The following is a 16,117-nucleotide window of genomic DNA, read 5'->3' as shown; positions in this document are numbered from 1 at the left end:
GCCGGTATGACGAAAGCGAGGGGCAGTGCTCACGCAAAAAGCTACGCGGCTCACCACGGCAATGCCGTTTCCACTGCTCGATATCAGTTTTTACTCCGAATCTGCGTCAGTGTCCGCGCAGGCGTAATCGCTTCCGGGTCCAGCTTCACCTCAATAATCGCAGGCTTGCCACTGGCACGCGCACGCTCATAGGCCGGGCCGAAATCCTCTGTCTTTTCGACGATTTCACCGTGGCCGCCATAGGCTTTGGCGAAGGCGACGAAGTCTGGGTTGACGAGGTCCGTGGCGCTGACGCGGCCGGGATATTCGCGTTCCTGATGCATGCGGATGGTGCCGTAGGTGCCGTTATTGACGAGCACGGTGATGATCGGCAGGCCGTAGCGAACGGCTGTGATGAATTCCTGGCCGTGCATCATGAAGCAGCCATCGCCCGCAAAGCAGACAACTTCGCGGTCCGGGAACAGATGCTTGGCCGCGACGGCGGCGGGCAGGCCGTAACCCATGGAGCCGGATGTGGGGGCTGACTGCGTGTTGAACCGCTGGAAGCGGTGGAAGCGGTGCAGCCAAGTGGCGTAGTTGCCCGCGCCATTGGTGAAGACGGCGTCAACAGGCACATTCGCTTCGATCCAGTCCATGATCGGGCCCATCTGCACCGGGCCGGGGCCGGTCTTTGGCGGAGTAGACCACTTCAGATAAGCATCGTGCATGGCGGCGGTGCGTTCAGCCCAGACGGGGTTTTGCGGCGCGTCGAGGCTTTCGAGTGCATCCACGAAGTCGCTGGTGGAGGCGCAGATCGCGAGATCGGGGCGATACATGCGGCCAAGCTCTTCGGCATCCGGGAAGATGTGCACCAGTGTCTGCGAAGGGTAGGGGATGTCGAGCAGGGTGTAACCCGATGACGGCATTTCCGACATGCGGCTGCCCAACAGCACGATGAGATCAGCGTCCTTGATCTCCTTTGCCAGCGCCGGGTTAATACCAATGCCGACATCGCCCGCATAGGATGGGCTGAGGTGATCGAACAACATCTGACGACGGAAAGAGCAGCCGACGGGCAGCTTGAAGGTTTCGGCAAATGTCTTGAATTTCGCAACGCTGTCTTCTGTCCAGCGGGTGCCGCCGACGATGACCATGGGGCGTTTGGCACTACCCACAAGCTCAGCGAATTTGGCAATCTGTTTGGGCCCGGGGTGGTTTTCCACCGGGGTGTAGGGCTGGGCGTTCGGTGCGTCGACCAGATCGACCAGCATGTCTTCGGGCAGGCTCAGGACTACGGGGCCGGGGCGACCGGATGTGGCGATGGCAAAGGCGCGGGTGACGAATTCTGGGATGCGGCGGGCATCATCGATTTCGCCGACCCATTTGGCGAATTCGGTGAAGGCGCGGCGATATTCGACCTCCTGAAAGGCCTCACGCTCGCGCGCATCGCGCTGGACCTGGCCGATGAAGAGGATCATCGGAATCGAATCCTGCATGGCGATATGCAGACCGGCGGAAGCATTCGTTGCGCCGGGGCCGCGTGTGACCATGCAGATGCCGGGTTCGCCGATCAGGCGTCCCCAGGTATCTGCCATCATCGCAGCACCACCTTCCTGACGGCAGACAACGGTTTCGATGCCGCTTTCGTAGAGAGCATCCAGCACGGCCAGATAGCTTTCGCCCGGCACGCAGGAGACGCGCGATACGCCATTGGCTTTCAGGGCTTCGACAATCAACTGTCCGCCGGTTCTCTTCATGGCGCTATATTCCTCTCGATTTCATTCAGTTCGGCCAGCACTTCATCCTGATGTTCGCCAAGGCGCGGGCTTGGTCGATTATAATGCAGGGGCGTTTCGGATAAAACGATGGGGGTACGCACGCCCGGAATGACGGTGCCATCCGCTGCTTCCAGATCAACGCGCAGGCCACGGGCCTCTACCTGCGGATCGGCGAACATTTCCTCAATGGAATTGATCGGCCCGGCGGGTACGGCATTGGTTTCGCAGGCCGTCAACAGGTCGCGCTTCGTCCATTTCAGTGTTTCGGTGGAAACGATCTGGCGCACCTCGACCTTGTGGGCGACGCGGGCCTTGTTGGTGGCGTAACGTTCTTCATCAGCAATGGCATCGATGCCGAGGATCTTGCACAGGCGGCGGAATTGCCCGTCATTGCCGACGGCGAGAATAAGAAAGCCGTCAGCCGTCGGTACCACCTCATAGGGCGAGATATTGGGATGCGCATTGCCCAGCCGCACCGGGGCCTTGCCGGAAATGAGATAGTTCATGTTCTGGTTGGCGAGCACTGCAGACTGCACATCTAGCAGCGCCATATCAATATGTTGGCCCTGGCCGGTGCGCATGGCGTGAATGAGGGCGGCCTGAATGGCGGTGACGGAGTAGATGCCGGTGAAGATATCGGCCACCGCCACGCCTGCCTTCATCGGCTGGCCATCCGGTTCGCCGGTAATCGACATGAAGCCGGACATGCCCTGGACGATGTAATCGTAACCGGCGAAATCTGCATAGGGCCCGGTCTGGCCGAAGCCGGTGATGGAGCAGTAGATAAGCTTGTGGTTCAGTGCTCGAAGCGACTGATAATCCAGCCCGTATTTCTCCAGCCCGCCGCGCTTGAAATTCTCGATGACGACATCGGCAGTCTTGACCAGCCGACGCACGGTCTCGCGTCCCTCCGGCGTCTTCAGATCGACGGTGATGGAGCGTTTGCCGCGATTGGTGGAGTGGTAATAGGCGGCAGAAAGATTGTCGCCCTCCTTGCTTTCCACGAAGGGCGGTCCCCAGGCACGCGTATCGTCGCCGCCATCGGGGCTTTCCACCTTGATGACGTCAGCCCCCATATCGGCCAGCATCTGCCCGGCCCAGGGGCCAGCCAGCACGCGCGCCAGTTCGATCACACGAATGCCCTTCAAGGGCGGCTGTTTTTTATCGGAAGGTTCTGCCATGTCTGTCTCGCACATTTTCAGAAGTTTATAGACGGACGAACTTCTGCGTGCATGTGAAATAATCTCATGGCGTCATTCCGTTTCGGCAGTGAACAGAATGATTGAATTCACGCACGAGGGGCGGTGCCTGAAAGCGGCTGAATTGCCAGACGCAGTCCCATCGAGCGCAGAATTGCGCTGAGACTACGCAGTTCAGGGTTGCCGGTTGCAGAAAGAGTTCGATATAGCTGTGTGGGGTTGAGATCAGCCGCTTTGGCGACCTGTGGGACGCCGCCGAACGCCTTGGCCATCTGCCGAAGCGTAACCATGAGTTCGCCCTGATCGCCATCGGCCAATATAGCATCCAACGTGGCCGCCGCCAGTTCGGGATCATCGCGAAACAAATCCGCCATGGCATCGTCATGACTGCGATCTTTCATTTGTTTCACTCCTTCAGTCGGTTCGGTTCTGCCAGTCGTGCCAATAGGTACAAGCCCGTTCGATATCGCTGGTCTGCGTACGTTTACTTCCGCCACACAGAAGCAGCATGATCGTTTTGCAAGAGCGAGCATAGTAAACCCGGTAACCCGGGCCGATATCGATGCGCAGCTCGTGAACGCCATCGCGTAGCGGCTTGAAATCTCCAAAGTTTCCTTGCTCTAGCCGGTTCAATCGTCTGATTATCGCCACTTTGGCTTGAAGGTCTCGCAAATCCTTCAGCCAATCCGCAATCGGGTCGATGCCGTCACTCGTCAAATAATGTCTTATCTCAAACATGATTATATTCGTTTAAAAACGATTATGCAAATTAATTTTTAATGCTGTCTTAGCCCGCCGCATCCCGCGCCCAAGCCGCAAAATCCGCTGCCGGAACTTCCCAGCCGATTTCGTTCAGTGTTTCGTGTCGCATGCCCGGGTAGATGCGGTCGGTGACCTGTGTAAAGCCCGCCGTGCGGAACTGCTGGGCCAGCCAGACGATTTCGCGGCCATTGTTGGTGGCGGCGTCTTCGTTGCCGCTGACGAGGAGGATTGGCAGGTCTCTTGGCAGGCGCGACAGAAGTTTCGGGCCGCGATAGGACATTTCGAATACGTCTTGCCACAATGAGACGCTGGCTTCGAACTGGCAGAGCGGGTCTTCGACATAGGCGTCCACGGCTGATTTGTCGTGGCTTAGCCAGTCTGCCGTGGTGCGCTTTTCCGGCATCTTGCTGTTCCAGATGCGGAAGGTGGCTTTGGGTAGGATGGCGCTGGGGACATCCGAGCCTTTCAGCATTTTCTCTATTCTGAGAATGACCTGCGCCAAGCGCCCCATCACACCGGTGTTGAGGTTGGAGTTCCAGATCGACAGGCCATCGAAGGCATCTGGGTGGCTGACGGCGGTGTTGAGTGCGATGAGGCCGCCCATGGAGTGGCCGAAGAGGATGATGGGCAGGCCAGGGTGGCGTTCTGCAGCGAGGGTGCGCATGGCTATAACATCGGCGATGACCTTGGCCACGCCGTCCTTCCAGGCAAAGCGCCCGATGGGTGCCTCATCGGCTTTCGTGCGACCATGGCCGCGATGATCGTGGGCATAGACCTCGAAACCCTGTTCTGACATGACCTGCGCGAAACGGCGGTAGCGCCCGGCATGTTCGACAAGCCCGTGGCAGATGAGCAGCACGCCGCGCGGCTTGCCGGTGGCGGGTTGGTGGCGATAGGCGAGGGTGGCGCCGGAGGGGCTTTCCAGCCGGTTGATTTCACCAAACATCATATCGTCCATTCCCGTCTCCACAGCTTGGCTTATTCTTGGTTGGAGGTTGCTCCAAAGCCTCATTTACCCTACATAGCGGCAACTTTCCCAAACTGACGTGGAGCATTCGCTACAATGGCACGCCAATTCATCTACCACATGTCGGGGCTGAACAAGTCTTACGGCGCAAAGAAGATTCTCGAGAACGTCAACCTGTCGTTTTACCCGGATGCCAAGATCGGTATTCTCGGCCCCAACGGTGCGGGTAAGTCGACCGTGCTGCGCATCATTGCCGGTCAGGACAAGGATTTCACCGGTGAAGCCTGGCTGGCCGAAGGTGCGACCGTTGGCTATCTGGAGCAGGAACCGCATCTGGACCCGGCCAAGAACGCATTCGAAAACGTCATGGTTGGCGTGGCCGACAAGACTGCCGTTCTAGACCGTTACAACGAACTGATGATGAACTATTCCGATGAGACCGCCGACGAAGGCGCGAAGCTTCAGGATATCATCGACAGCCAGAACCTATGGGATCTGGAACAGCAGGTCGAAATGGCGATGGAAGCCCTGCGCTGCCCGCCAAAGGACAGCGACGTGACGCTGCTGTCCGGTGGTGAACGCCGTCGTATCGCGCTCTGCCGTCTGCTTCTGTCGCAGCCGGACCTGCTGCTGCTCGACGAACCGACCAACCATCTTGACGCCGAAACCATCGCATGGCTCGAAAAGCACCTGCGCGATTACCCAGGCGCCGTGATGATGATTACCCACGATAGATACTTCCTGGATAACGTCACCGGCTGGATTCTCGAGCTCGACCGTGGCCGTGGCATTCCTTATGAAGGCAACTACTCTGCGTATCTGACGGCCAAGGCCAAGCGCATGCAGCAGGAAGCCCGCGAAGATGCAGGCCGCCAGAAGGCAATTTCGCGTGAACAGGAATGGATCGCATCCAGCCCGAAGGCGCGTCAGGCCAAGTCCAAGGCCCGTATCAAGTCCTACGAGCAGCTGGTGGATGCCGCCGACAAGCAGCGTCCCGGCGACGCGCAGATCATCATTCCGGTTTCGGAGCGCCTGGGTCAGGTGGTTATCGAGATGGAAGGCATCGTCAAGGGCTTCGAAGGCCGCACGCTGATCAACGATCTGTCGATCAAGCTGCCACCGGGCGGTATTGTCGGCATCATCGGCCCCAACGGTGCCGGCAAAACGACGCTGTTCAAGATGATCACTGGTCAGGAAAAGCCAGATAGCGGTTCGGTTCGCATCGGTGAAACCGTGCAGCTTGGTTACGTCGACCAGAGCCGTGATGCGCTCGCGGCCGACAAGACCGTCTGGGAAGAAATCTCCGGCGGCGCCGAAGTCATCAAGCTCGGCAAGTTCGACATGAACTCAAGAGCTTACTGCGGCGCCTTCAACTTCAAGGGTGGCGACCAGCAGCAGAAAGTGGGCAACCTTTCCGGTGGTCAGCGCAACCGCGTTCACCTCGCGAAGATGCTCAAGGCCGGCGGCAACGTTCTCCTCCTCGACGAACCGACCAACGACCTTGATACCGAAACACTCGGCGCGCTGGAAACAGCACTCGAAAACTTCGCCGGCTGCGCCATCATCATCAGCCACGATAGAATGTTCCTCGACCGCCTTGCCACCCACATTCTCGCCTTCGAAGGCGACGGCCATGTGGAATGGTTCGAAGGCAACTTCGAAGACTACGAACAGGACAAGGTCCGCCGTCTGGGCGCTGACGCGCTCAACCCCGGCAGCCAGTCCTACAAGCGTCTGACGCGGTAATCTGCGCCTTGACTGTCAAGATATCGAACCCGTCATATTCCATGAGTATGACGGGTTTTGCTTTGTCTATTTTGCCGGTTTACTCGGCGAGGTGCCGTTGAAAGAACGACACCATCTCCGCATTGAACTCCTTGTGGAAGGCAGCGCGGTCGAAGCCAGGGGCGTCCTTGCAAACCTCCGAAGACAATCGGTTTTCAGGGCACATTGTCAGAAATGACAGATGAACGGCGTTGGGCACGATCCGCAAGTCAGGTTCTTTCGGCAAAACACGCGCTAGTGTCGAAACATCGTCTGGTGATGCGCCACCACCACCACCTCCCAGTTCTGATTTCCAGATCTGTAGTGGGATTGTGACATCTTTCACGCTATCGGGAGCTTCGAAGACGCTGCTCAATGGGTCGGCGACCACCATTGCCTTGATGCGAGCGTCATGGGTGAGGGGTGCTGGCATCAGCATCTGTTGCGGCGGGCGGGCTTGATTGGATGGCGGGCAGCCCATCGCTTTCGGGTCGGAGCAACGCGGCGGCAATTTGCTGAAATCCGGATTGGCGCCGGCGACGACAAGACCCGTATAGCCTCCTTGGGAGAAGCCATAGAATCCGATCCTTTGCTGGTCGATTTTAGAAGAGTCGGGGAATGCCGTCAGCATGAAGTCCACGGTTCGTTTGACATCGACGGGTCTGTTGATCAGGGGAGGCAAACCATTTGCGCGGCTCATATCGGCATAATTGGCATGCGGATGATTGATGGCGACCACGACGAAGCCGGAATCAGCCAAGGCTTCAGCGGTGTCGTGATGGCCGAGATACCAGCCACCATAGCCATGCGAGACAATCACGAGCGGCAGGTTGTTCCCGGAAATCGGGCAATCAGGAACTGCCGGTAAGGTTATGGATTTAATTTCCACATCGACAGGCGTTTTAGCGCAAGGCGACCACATTGCTGCGTCTATGGCCGGACCATCCGGACCATCAGGGATACGAAGGAATCTCAGGCCTGCTGCCTGGGCGGGCGATATGGCAAGACAAAAACTGGCGGCGAGGGCCAAATATAAGCGTGACATGATGATTTCTCCTGCTGGCGAAAACTGCGGCGCAACCGGTTTTTCAAACGTGTCGCGACCGATGAAATGCTGAACCTCAATATGTTGATTTCACTACCTTGCAATAACAGGTAGCGTGTTATACATAGTTTGTAAATATGGGGAATGGAATGGTCGACTCGATCCAGGTTCAGCTGAGAAAAGGCGCGCTAGATTTGTGCGTTCTGGCCGTGTTGTCACGGGGGGAGAGCTATGGGTACGAAATTGCCAGTACCTTGGTCGCGGCTGTCGGTATGGGCGAAGGCACTATCTATCCGCTGATGCGGCGCATGCAGAATGATGGTCTCGTTGCCACGCGTCTGGTCGAATCGAGCAGCGGGCCACCTCGCAAATATTATCGACTAACGCCTTTGGGGCAGACGGTTTTCGAAGCTCATCGTCGTGACTGGCGCTCCTTTGCAGGTCAGGTCGAAAAACTTCTGGAGGATTTGAAATGAACCAGGATGTCTTTTTGCAGACTTTGAGACGGGGTCTGAAAGGGTTGCCGTCTCATGAGATTGAGGAGATCGTCGAAGACTACGCTGCGCATTTTGCAGAGTCTGAAACCTCCGGTCGGCAACAGACAGAGGTCGCAGCTGCGTTGGGCGATCCGACGAGAATTGCACGGGAGCTTAAAGCCGATGCTGGTTTGCGTCGCTTCGAAGCGCAATGGAGCGTTTCGAATATGCTGTCGGCAGTTTTGGCGTTGGCTGGACTGGCTATTCTGGATGTGATTTTTCTTCTGCCACTGCTTTTCATCATGGCGGCTGCGATATTGGGCTTCGCTGCGGCTCTCGCAGCCATTGGTGCTTTCGGGTTGAAAATCATCTTTACCGCTGTGGTTTTTCAAGTCGGCAGCACTCTTGCAACGATCGTGGGCCATGTTTTCATCGGCGCGGGGCTGGTCAGCGGCTTCGTGGGCGGTGGTGCTCTGCTGCTACTTGCGGTGGGAGCAGGCATCCGCCTGTTCGGACGTTACGCCCGACTGCATTTTAAATTGGCCAAGCCGGTTCAAGGCAGCCTTTGACGTTACCCTTTTTCAAGGATGATAAAAATGACCCGAAGACTGGCATTGGTGGCAGCGGCAGGGCTGACAGGAGCGGTCGCTTTTCTGGTGGTGGGCATTGGTCTTGCCGGGCAGAATCTCGCCGACGTGAAGACATTGTGGGGTGCCGTCGGCTCGACCTGCGGACCATCCGTTCCTGCAAAGGATCAGATCACGTTGCCTTTCGATATGGTTGACAGTCTGGAGATCAGTCTATCGGCGACAGTGCGTTACGAGCACGGAGATAGGGCGGAAATGGTCATAAGCGGCGACCGGAGTTTGCTTCATCATGTTCAAATGAAGGGTGGCAAATTAAGCTTGAACTGCGATCCAGGTTGGTCAATGCCACGATTGGACGTCCATGTATCGGGGCCGGCCATTTCCAGCTGGACGTTGAACGGCGACGTTGAGCTTGCGCTGATAAACATCGACCAGCCTCAGCTAAGGCTCGACATTCGAGGTCGAGGAAGGGTCGCTGCATCGGGGGCAGCACAGAATGTTGACCTAGACATCTCAGGCTCGGGTAAAGGGCTGCTCAAGAATTTGACCACCCAATCGGCAAAGGTCGATATTCGAGGAAATGGTGATGCGGAAATCACCGCCATGGCAAGCGCCGATGTCTCGATCTCCGGAAACGGCAACATCGATTTGTTTGGCAATCCAGTCTTACGGCATTCGGAAATACGTGGGAACGGTCGTGTAACGCAACGTCCATAATTCTTTGGATTTTAGGTAGTTAAGCATCTGTATTGATTGTTTTTCTTAAAATCTCGCGTTTTTAACCAACAAAATAACAGGTAAGAAAGTTTTCAAAATTATCTTTTTGGGGATAATGATTTTAACACGTTCTTATATTCGATTTGAGAGATTGCGATTAGTTTCCTAGAGGGGGTTTAGGGGTCGCAATGTTTTCCATCAGAAATATTCTTGTCACCGTGTTTCTTGTCATAAGTGTAGCGCTTGGCGGCATGGTTACTCGGTCGCTTTACGTTTCATATAACAATTTCAGTAACTTCCGCGATGTTGCTGCATTGACGGCAGTGGACAAGGCTTTGTTCGACTTCCTGTTGAACTATCGTCTGGAGCGCGGGCATTCGAACACCGTTTTCATAACGGTGCCGGAAAAAGCTGCCTCGACCCAGAAGGAGATTCCGGTCGATCGCCAGAAGGTCGACGATGCGATGAAGGCGATTACGGAATCGATCGTGGCTGTGAACAAGCCTGACTTCACCGATATGCTGAACAAGATAAAGACCAACTACGATACAATCGTTTCCATGAGGCAGGCGATCGATACGCAGTTGGCGGTGGATATGCAGAGCCGTGACAAGGACGTCAACGCGAAGCAGTTGAGTTTCGGAAGCGGCGTGCTCGAGCATCTTGAAAAGAGCTCGCAATATACCGAAGCGGAAATTCGTCTGTTGGACAGCAGCTTGATGGACCTTCTTCAGATCCGTTACAACGCATGGGCTGCACGTGCTGCTGCGGGCGCCGAAAACATTGTTCTGAACAAGGCTGCCGCGCTGAAGACACCGCTTTCACGCGATGAAATTGTCGATCTGGTAGCCCAGGACACCTCCGTTAATGCGGCGTGGAAACAGGTTCGCGTTCTCATCGATCATCCTTCGACGCCAGATGAGCTGAAGCAGGCTATGTCCGCAGCCGAAGCAGGCTACTTCAACAGCCCAATTGCGCAAATGCGAACCGATATGTTCAAGGCGGCCACGAATGGGCAGCCGCTGGACGTTTCGCTCGATGCGTGGATCACACCGAGTTCAAAATCTCAGGCTCCGATTGCCGCGGTTGTCGTCCTGTCGCTGAAACTGGTCAATGACAAAGCCAACACGCTGGCGAACTCAGCCTTCTCCGATGTTGTCTTCTATGGTGCCTTGCTGTTGGTCACTGCTATCGTCGCTGTCGCTGGAATGCTGATTGTCGTGCGCCGGGTTGCGGGTCCGATTGGCGCGTTGACGTCTACAATGAACGATCTGGCCGGTGGCAACACGGCGCTCGACGTTCCATTTGCCGATCGCAAGGACGAAATTGGAAAGATGGCGGGCTCCGTCGAGGTGTTCCGACTGGCTGCCATTCGAAACAAACAGCTGGAAGCCGAGACGGAAATCAACCGTCAGCGCTCGGAAGAGGAACGTGTGGCGACACAGCGCACGGCGGAAGCCGAAGCGGAAGCACGGCTGGTGCAGGCGACCAGCACCTTCGCCGTCAGCATGAAGCGTCTTGCTGCGGGCGACCTGCTTTGCGAACTGAACGAGCCACTGACGTCGCAGTTTGAAGCGCTGCGTCAGGATTTCAACAGCTCCGTGCGTCAGTTGCGTGAAACGCTATCAAGCGTTGGCCAGTCGGTCTCTACGGTAACCAGCGGTTCGCATGAAATCTCCTCCGCTTCGGACGATCTGGCCAAGCGCACGGAACAGCAGGCGGCATCTCTGGAAGAAACCGCAGCGGCGCTGGAGCAGATCACCGCCAATGTGACATCCACCTCTAAGCGTTCCGCTGAAGCGCGTGGCGTTGTGCGGACTGCACGCGAAAAAGCCAGCAACTCCAGCGACGTGGTGCGCAATGCAGTTGCGGCGATGGAGAAGATCGAAGACTCGTCCAAGCAGATCGGCCAGATCATCGGTGTCATCGATGAAATTGCCTTCCAGACGAATTTGCTGGCGTTGAATGCCGGTGTTGAAGCTGCACGTGCGGGCGAGGCTGGCAAGGGCTTTGCGGTTGTTGCGCAGGAAGTGCGCGAACTGGCGCAACGGTCTGCCAAGGCGGCCAAGGAGATCAAGGAACTGATCGGTAATTCGGCAATCGCCGTGGGTGAGGGCGTTCGTCTTGTTAGCGATACCGGAACAGGACTGGGCGAGATTGCCGAACTGGTACAATCGGTCAATGTTCACATGGAAGCGATTGCCACGGCTGCGCAGGAGCAGTCCGTTGGACTTGCCGAAGTCAACACTGCCGTCAACCACATGGACCAGGCCACGCAGCAGAATGCGGCGATGGTGGAAGAGATGAATGCAGCCGGTGCCTCCCTGGCACAGGAAAGCGCCAACCTGAACGACCTGCTGTCAAACTTCCAGTTGGGACAGGAGAGTGGACGGCGGGCTGCGTCATCTGGACGGTGGGCGGCTTAACCAGCCGTGCGCGCTGCGGCTGGCCCGCAGCGTTACCCACAAGGCAACACGGCGCTGACCGTGGTGCCTGAACGGGAAGCGTTTCTAGTTTAACCACGAGAATTCAAAGAGGCGGCGTTGGCCGCCTCTTTTGCGAAAGCCACATAGCAGCGTAGCCTTCAAGCCACCTTGCGCGCTTTCAGCCACAAACCAAATTCCTGAACCACGGTCACGACCTTCTCCATTCGTCTCCCATCCTCTGTCAGTGCATACTCCACTTTGACGGGGACTGTGGGATAGACGGTTCGCTGGACAAGTCCTGCCTCTTCAAGCGCGCGCAGATCAAGGGTCAGCATGCGTTGGGAAATGCCCGGCATCAGCCTGCGCAATTCGTTAAACCGCTTCTGCCCATCGACAAGATAAGACGCGATCAGCAGACGCCAACGCCCGCCGAGGAGATGCATGGCTTCTTCGACGGAGCAGCCCGATACGGTGTCTTTCATCTGAAGAGCCTCTCCATGATACCAGGTATAATTTTTGTACCTAGATGACAAGTTTTTGCGTTCTTACGTTTCTATACCGCATGAATTACAGGGTTGGCACGTCCTCTTCAAGCGCAGGAGGAATCGTGAAATCCATGGAGAATTTTCCGGTATGAAACTGTATTATATGCCTGCTGCCTGCTCGCTTTCGCCGCACATCGTCGCGAATGAACTTGGTCTCGATGTCGAGTTCATCAAAGTCGATCACAATGACTACACGACCGAACAGGGCAAGAATTTTTACACCGTCAACCCGCATGGCTACATTCCAGCTCTCGAGCTGGATGATGGCAACGTGTTGCGGGAAGGTACTGTTATCGTTCAGTATCTCTCGGACCTGAAGCCCGAACTGGGCCTGGCGCCCGCCAATGGGACATTCGAGCGGTACAAACTTCAGGAGATGTTGAGCTTCCTTTCAACGGAGGTCCATAAGGGCTTCATTCCGTTGCTGTATGCGCAGTTGGCAGGGGATTATTTGAAGACCGCAAAGCCGAAGCTGGAGAAGCGCTTTGCGTGGATCAACGATCATCTCGCCGACAAGCGGTTTCTCATGGGCGACAGCTTCACCGTCGCCGACGCCTACCTCTTTGCTCTGACGGGTTGGGGGCAGGCATCCTGGCTGAAGTCCTATTACACTGCGCCGATTCAATTCGACGCATTGCAGGCCCTTCAGGCTTGGTACGAGCGTGTGAAAGCTCGCCCGGCGGTGCAGAGGTCGATCCTTGAGGAGGGGCTGGATTTGAATTAATGGGCACTCATGCGTCGCCGACCGTCTGGCGACGCATGAGCTTTCTGCGGTTGGCTTTAGTCTTTTGCCAGCCGATTCCATTCCGAAAACGTCATCATTCCCGCAATATCCGGGCGGGCTTGCCCTGGCAGGATTGAGATATATTCCAGCTGGTGTCCGTCCGGGTCGTCGAAATAGACGTTTGCGGACGGCATCCAGGGGAAGACGCTGGGTTCGGTTATCTCGATACCTGCGCCATTACGGGGGATGATGCCTTTTTCGCGCAGATAGGCCGGGGCTGCGATGACCTGGTCGAGCGTCGTTTTGAAGGCGATATGCAGTTTCAGCCGCAGCGGCGAACTGTGGATCGACCAGAGGCCGATCATGGATGTTTCAGGCCCGCCGACCCAGAAGAAGGCCACGTTTCGGTCTGGAATGGTGTGAGCCAGTTCGAGCCCGACGACATCGCGGTAGAAGTCGATTGAGCGCGTGAGGTCGGAAACGGTCAGATGTGCCTCGTAAAGTCCTTTTATCGAGATCATGGTCAACTCCTGTTGGTGTGACAAACACCGTGAATGGCGCTTGATTGATGAGCTGACAGGGTTCATAGGACCTCAACTATAGTTGAGGTCAAGAGGCGTGAGCGCTAAATTGGATATTCATCGGGAACTGTCTGTCGGCGAGGTGGCGAGGCGCAGCGGCGTGCCGGTTTCCACGATCCACTTCTATGAAGCCAAGGGTCTGCTGACGGCTTCACGCAATGCCGGAAACCAGCGGCGTTATCCGCGGGAGGTGTTGCGTCGGGTTGCCGTCATCAAGATTGCCCAGCAGGCGGGCATTCCCCTTGCTGAAATCCGGCGGGAATTGTCTCTGCTGCCCAACGGACGAACGCCCAATGCGGAGGATTGGAAAGGACTTGCCGCCTCGTGGCGCACAACGCTTCAACAGCGGATCGACAGGCTCACGCAACTGAGGGACGATCTTGAAGGCTGTATCGGATGCGGTTGCCTTTCGGTTAAAGACTGTCCTCTGCGGAACCCCGGTGACATTCTTGGGGCGGAGGGAAAGGGCGCCGTTTTGCTGAAGTGAGAGGTGCTATCGACGCCGCCTGCTGGCATTCACTAACTCTTAATTTTCCACCGCTGTTGGATGCTCTCTTCTTGCAATTCCTCATCAATCGTATAAAGATATCTTTATATGTTGATTGGCTTGAGGTGTGGTGTTGGCTTTAGGGCTTGATAATCTGGTGGGGCTTTTGAAGGCTGCGGGCGAACCGACGCGGTTTCGTTTGCTTGCGCTGCTGGGTGCAGGCGACCTTACTGTGACGGACCTGACGGAAATTCTGGGCCAGTCACAGCCACGTATTTCGCGCCATCTGAAGCTTCTGGCCGAGGAAGACCTGATCGACCGTTATCAGGAGGGTGCGTGGGCATACTTCCGTTTGAAGCAGGATGGCAAGTCCGCCGAGCTGGTCAAACAGCTTCTTTCCGTTGCGTCACCCAATGATGCGGTTCTTTTGCGGGATTTCGAGCGCCTTTCTGCCGTCAAGCGGGTGAGAGCCGAGCGGGCGCAGGATTATTTCAGCCGCAATGCTTCCGCCTGGGACGAGCTTCGCCGCCTGCATGTCAGCGATGACGCAGTGGAAAGCGCATTGCTGAAGCTGATCGGCACGACGCCGGTGGATTCCATGCTGGACCTTGGCACCGGCACGGGCCGCATTCTCCAGCTCTTCAGTGGCATCTACCGTCGCGCAATCGGCATTGATGCCAGCCGCGATATGCTCTCCGTTGCCCGCTCCAATCTGGATAAGGCCGGAGTTGCCCATGCCTCCGTGCGGCATGGTGATATCTTGAACCTGCCGCTTGAAGGGCAGGATTTCGATCTTGTCGTGGTGCATCAGGTTCTGCACTTCCTCGATCACCCTGAAATGGCGCTTGCAGAAGCTGCGCGCATGCTGCGTCCCAATGGTCGTCTGGTGATCATCGATCTGGCGCCGCATTCGCTGGAGTATCTGCGCGAAGACCATGCGCATGTCCGCCTGGGCTTTTCACATCAAACCATGGAAGAGTGGCTGAAAAAGGCTGGCCTTACACCGGAGCAGGCGTTCGATCTGCATTCCGGCAAGGCATCCGCCCAGTCTCTCGACGTAACAATCTGGGTTGCGCGCGATCCACGCCTGCTGATTGCGGGCGAGGAGGCGATCGATGCACCACTTCTTTCCGCCGGGAGGGCATGACATGACGAAGACTGAGGCAGACCGCCACGCAAACGGAAATTTCAAGCTCTCCTTCGAGTTCTTTCCACCCAAGAACCCCGATATGGATGTGCAGCTTTGGGAGACTGTCGAGGAGCTTTCGCGCTGGAACCCGGACTTCGTTTCGGTGACTTACGGCGCAGGCGGCACCACCAAGGCTCCGACGCTTCAGGCCGTGCAGCGCATGATCTCCATCGCTGGACTGCCAACGGCATCGCATCTGACCTGCGTGGATGCCAGCAAGCAGGAAGTCCATGATGTAGTCGAGGAGTTCCGCGAGGCTGGCGTGAAGCACTTCGTGGCGCTGCGTGGTGACCCATCCACCGGCATCGGTACGGATTACAAGCCGCATCCAGAAGGTTACGAGAATGCAGCCGCCTTGGTGCGCGGTCTTCGCGAGATTTCCGATTTCGAGATTTCCGTTTCCGCCTATCCCGAGAAGCATCCGGAAAGTGGAAGCGATGCAATCGATATCGATATGCTGAAGCGTAAGGCTGACAATGGTGCGACGCGCGCGCTGACGCAGTTCTTCTTCGATAACGACATTTTCGAGCGTTATATGGAGCGCGTCGTTAAGGCAGGGATTACCATTCCGGTCGTGCCGGGCATCATGCCGATCCAGAATCTCACGCAGTTGAAGCGCTTTGCCGGTCGCTGCGGCACCAGCGTTCCGGCCTTTCTGGATGATCGTTTTGCCGGTTTCGATGAAGACCCTGTGGGACGCGCCAAGGTGTCTGCAGATGTTGCCGCTGAACAGATTCTCGACCTGCAACGACGCGGCGTTAACGAATTCCATCTCTACACGATGAACCGCGCACCGCTGGTGAATGCGGTGCTGGATAATGTCGGCTACCGTCCCCTGCGGAAATCAGCCGCGTAAGGCCAATTTCTAAGTCCAACGATCAAAATGAAAAA

General features: G+C 56.7%; 17 protein-coding genes. 9 read left to right on the top strand and 8 right to left on the bottom strand.

Annotated features, from left to right (window positions below):
• Positions 1 to 83: 83 nt before the first annotated feature.
• From AC27VJ_RS12310 to AC27VJ_RS12290, 5 genes are all read right to left on the bottom strand, one after another.
• Positions 84 to 1,736, bottom strand: coding sequence for a thiamine pyrophosphate-binding protein (locus AC27VJ_RS12310; protein ID WP_488684252.1), 1,653 nt, complete (start codon positions 1,734 to 1,736; stop codon positions 84 to 86).
• A complete protein-coding gene (gene caiB / locus AC27VJ_RS12305; protein WP_488684251.1) occupies positions 1,733 to 2,938 on the bottom strand; it encodes a succinate--glutarate CoA-transferase in 1,206 nt (401 codons plus the stop codon). The genes AC27VJ_RS12310 and caiB overlap by 4 nt, the downstream gene beginning before the upstream one ends.
• Positions 2,939 to 3,045: 107 nt before the next feature.
• The gene (locus tag AC27VJ_RS12300; protein WP_488684250.1) at positions 3,046 to 3,357 is read right to left on the bottom strand and encodes a helix-turn-helix domain-containing transcriptional regulator; all 312 of its coding nucleotides are present in this window, start codon (positions 3,355 to 3,357) and stop codon (positions 3,046 to 3,048) included.
• 13 nt (positions 3,358 to 3,370) lie between these two features.
• Positions 3,371 to 3,694, bottom strand: coding sequence for a type II toxin-antitoxin system RelE/ParE family toxin (locus AC27VJ_RS12295; protein ID WP_488684249.1), 324 nt, complete (start codon positions 3,692 to 3,694; stop codon positions 3,371 to 3,373).
• A gap of 49 nt (positions 3,695 to 3,743) precedes the next feature.
• Positions 3,744 to 4,676 carry an alpha/beta hydrolase gene (locus AC27VJ_RS12290; protein WP_488684248.1) on the bottom strand — a complete coding sequence of 311 codons (933 nt, stop codon included), beginning with the start codon at positions 4,674 to 4,676 and terminating at the stop codon, positions 3,744 to 3,746.
• A gap of 105 nt (positions 4,677 to 4,781) precedes the next feature.
• On the opposite strand from AC27VJ_RS12290, the gene ettA reads away from it, so the two are divergent.
• Positions 4,782 to 6,431, top strand: coding sequence for an energy-dependent translational throttle protein EttA (gene ettA, locus AC27VJ_RS12285; protein ID WP_353578047.1), 1,650 nt, complete (start codon positions 4,782 to 4,784; stop codon positions 6,429 to 6,431).
• Between the two features lie 79 nt (positions 6,432 to 6,510).
• On the opposite strand, the gene AC27VJ_RS12280 is transcribed toward ettA, so the two are convergent.
• On the bottom strand, positions 6,511 to 7,494 hold the full coding sequence (locus AC27VJ_RS12280) for an alpha/beta hydrolase family protein (RefSeq protein ID WP_488684247.1): 984 nt from the start codon (positions 7,492 to 7,494) through the stop codon (positions 6,511 to 6,513).
• Positions 7,495 to 7,643: 149 nt separating this feature from the next.
• Between AC27VJ_RS12280 and AC27VJ_RS12275 the strand changes: the two genes are divergently transcribed.
• The 4 genes from AC27VJ_RS12275 (at position 7,644) to AC27VJ_RS12260 (ending at position 11,700) form a co-directional block, all read left to right on the top strand.
• Positions 7,644 to 7,970 carry a PadR family transcriptional regulator gene (locus tag AC27VJ_RS12275; protein ID WP_488684246.1) on the top strand — a complete coding sequence of 109 codons (327 nt, stop codon included), beginning with the start codon at positions 7,644 to 7,646 and terminating at the stop codon, positions 7,968 to 7,970.
• Positions 7,967 to 8,539: a DUF1700 domain-containing protein gene (locus AC27VJ_RS12270; protein ID WP_488684245.1), complete on the top strand. Its 573-nt coding sequence runs from the start codon at positions 7,967 to 7,969 to the stop codon at positions 8,537 to 8,539. The genes AC27VJ_RS12275 and AC27VJ_RS12270 overlap by 4 nt, the downstream gene beginning before the upstream one ends.
• Positions 8,540 to 8,566: 27 nt before the next feature.
• Positions 8,567 to 9,274 (top strand): GIN domain-containing protein, encoded by a 708-nt coding sequence (locus AC27VJ_RS12265; protein WP_488684244.1) that lies wholly within the window; start codon positions 8,567 to 8,569, stop codon positions 9,272 to 9,274.
• A gap of 188 nt (positions 9,275 to 9,462) precedes the next feature.
• Positions 9,463 to 11,700 carry a methyl-accepting chemotaxis protein gene (locus tag AC27VJ_RS12260; RefSeq protein WP_488684243.1) on the top strand — a complete coding sequence of 746 codons (2,238 nt, stop codon included), beginning with the start codon at positions 9,463 to 9,465 and terminating at the stop codon, positions 11,698 to 11,700.
• Positions 11,701 to 11,858: 158 nt separating this feature from the next.
• Here the strand turns inward: AC27VJ_RS12260 and AC27VJ_RS12255 are convergent, their stop codons facing one another.
• Complete coding sequence (locus AC27VJ_RS12255; protein WP_488684242.1) at positions 11,859 to 12,182, bottom strand: winged helix-turn-helix transcriptional regulator; 324 nt, start codon at positions 12,180 to 12,182, stop codon at positions 11,859 to 11,861.
• A gap of 151 nt (positions 12,183 to 12,333) precedes the next feature.
• Between AC27VJ_RS12255 and gstA the strand changes: the two genes are divergently transcribed.
• Positions 12,334 to 12,969 (top strand): glutathione transferase GstA, encoded by a 636-nt coding sequence (gene gstA, locus AC27VJ_RS12250; protein WP_488684241.1) that lies wholly within the window; start codon positions 12,334 to 12,336, stop codon positions 12,967 to 12,969.
• Between the two features lie 56 nt (positions 12,970 to 13,025).
• On the opposite strand, the gene AC27VJ_RS12245 is transcribed toward gstA, so the two are convergent.
• Complete coding sequence (locus AC27VJ_RS12245) at positions 13,026 to 13,490, bottom strand: VOC family protein (protein ID WP_488684240.1); 465 nt, start codon at positions 13,488 to 13,490, stop codon at positions 13,026 to 13,028.
• A gap of 97 nt (positions 13,491 to 13,587) precedes the next feature.
• Here AC27VJ_RS12245 and soxR point away from each other — a divergent pair, with 97 nt between their 5' ends.
• From soxR to metF, 3 genes are all read left to right on the top strand, one after another.
• The gene (soxR, locus tag AC27VJ_RS12240) at positions 13,588 to 14,037 is read left to right on the top strand and encodes a redox-sensitive transcriptional activator SoxR (protein WP_488684239.1); all 450 of its coding nucleotides are present in this window, start codon (positions 13,588 to 13,590) and stop codon (positions 14,035 to 14,037) included.
• 133 nt (positions 14,038 to 14,170) lie between these two features.
• Positions 14,171 to 15,184, top strand: coding sequence for an ArsR/SmtB family transcription factor (locus AC27VJ_RS12235; RefSeq protein ID WP_488684238.1), 1,014 nt, complete (start codon positions 14,171 to 14,173; stop codon positions 15,182 to 15,184).
• A gap of 1 nt (position 15,185) precedes the next feature.
• Positions 15,186 to 16,082 (top strand): methylenetetrahydrofolate reductase [NAD(P)H], encoded by an 897-nt coding sequence (metF, locus tag AC27VJ_RS12230; RefSeq protein WP_488684237.1) that lies wholly within the window; start codon positions 15,186 to 15,188, stop codon positions 16,080 to 16,082.
• Positions 16,083 to 16,117 lie beyond the last annotated feature (35 nt).

Source organism: Agrobacterium sp. 20P9.1.2, assembly GCF_057799395.1.
This window is presented reverse-complemented; position numbering and strand designations above follow the sequence as displayed.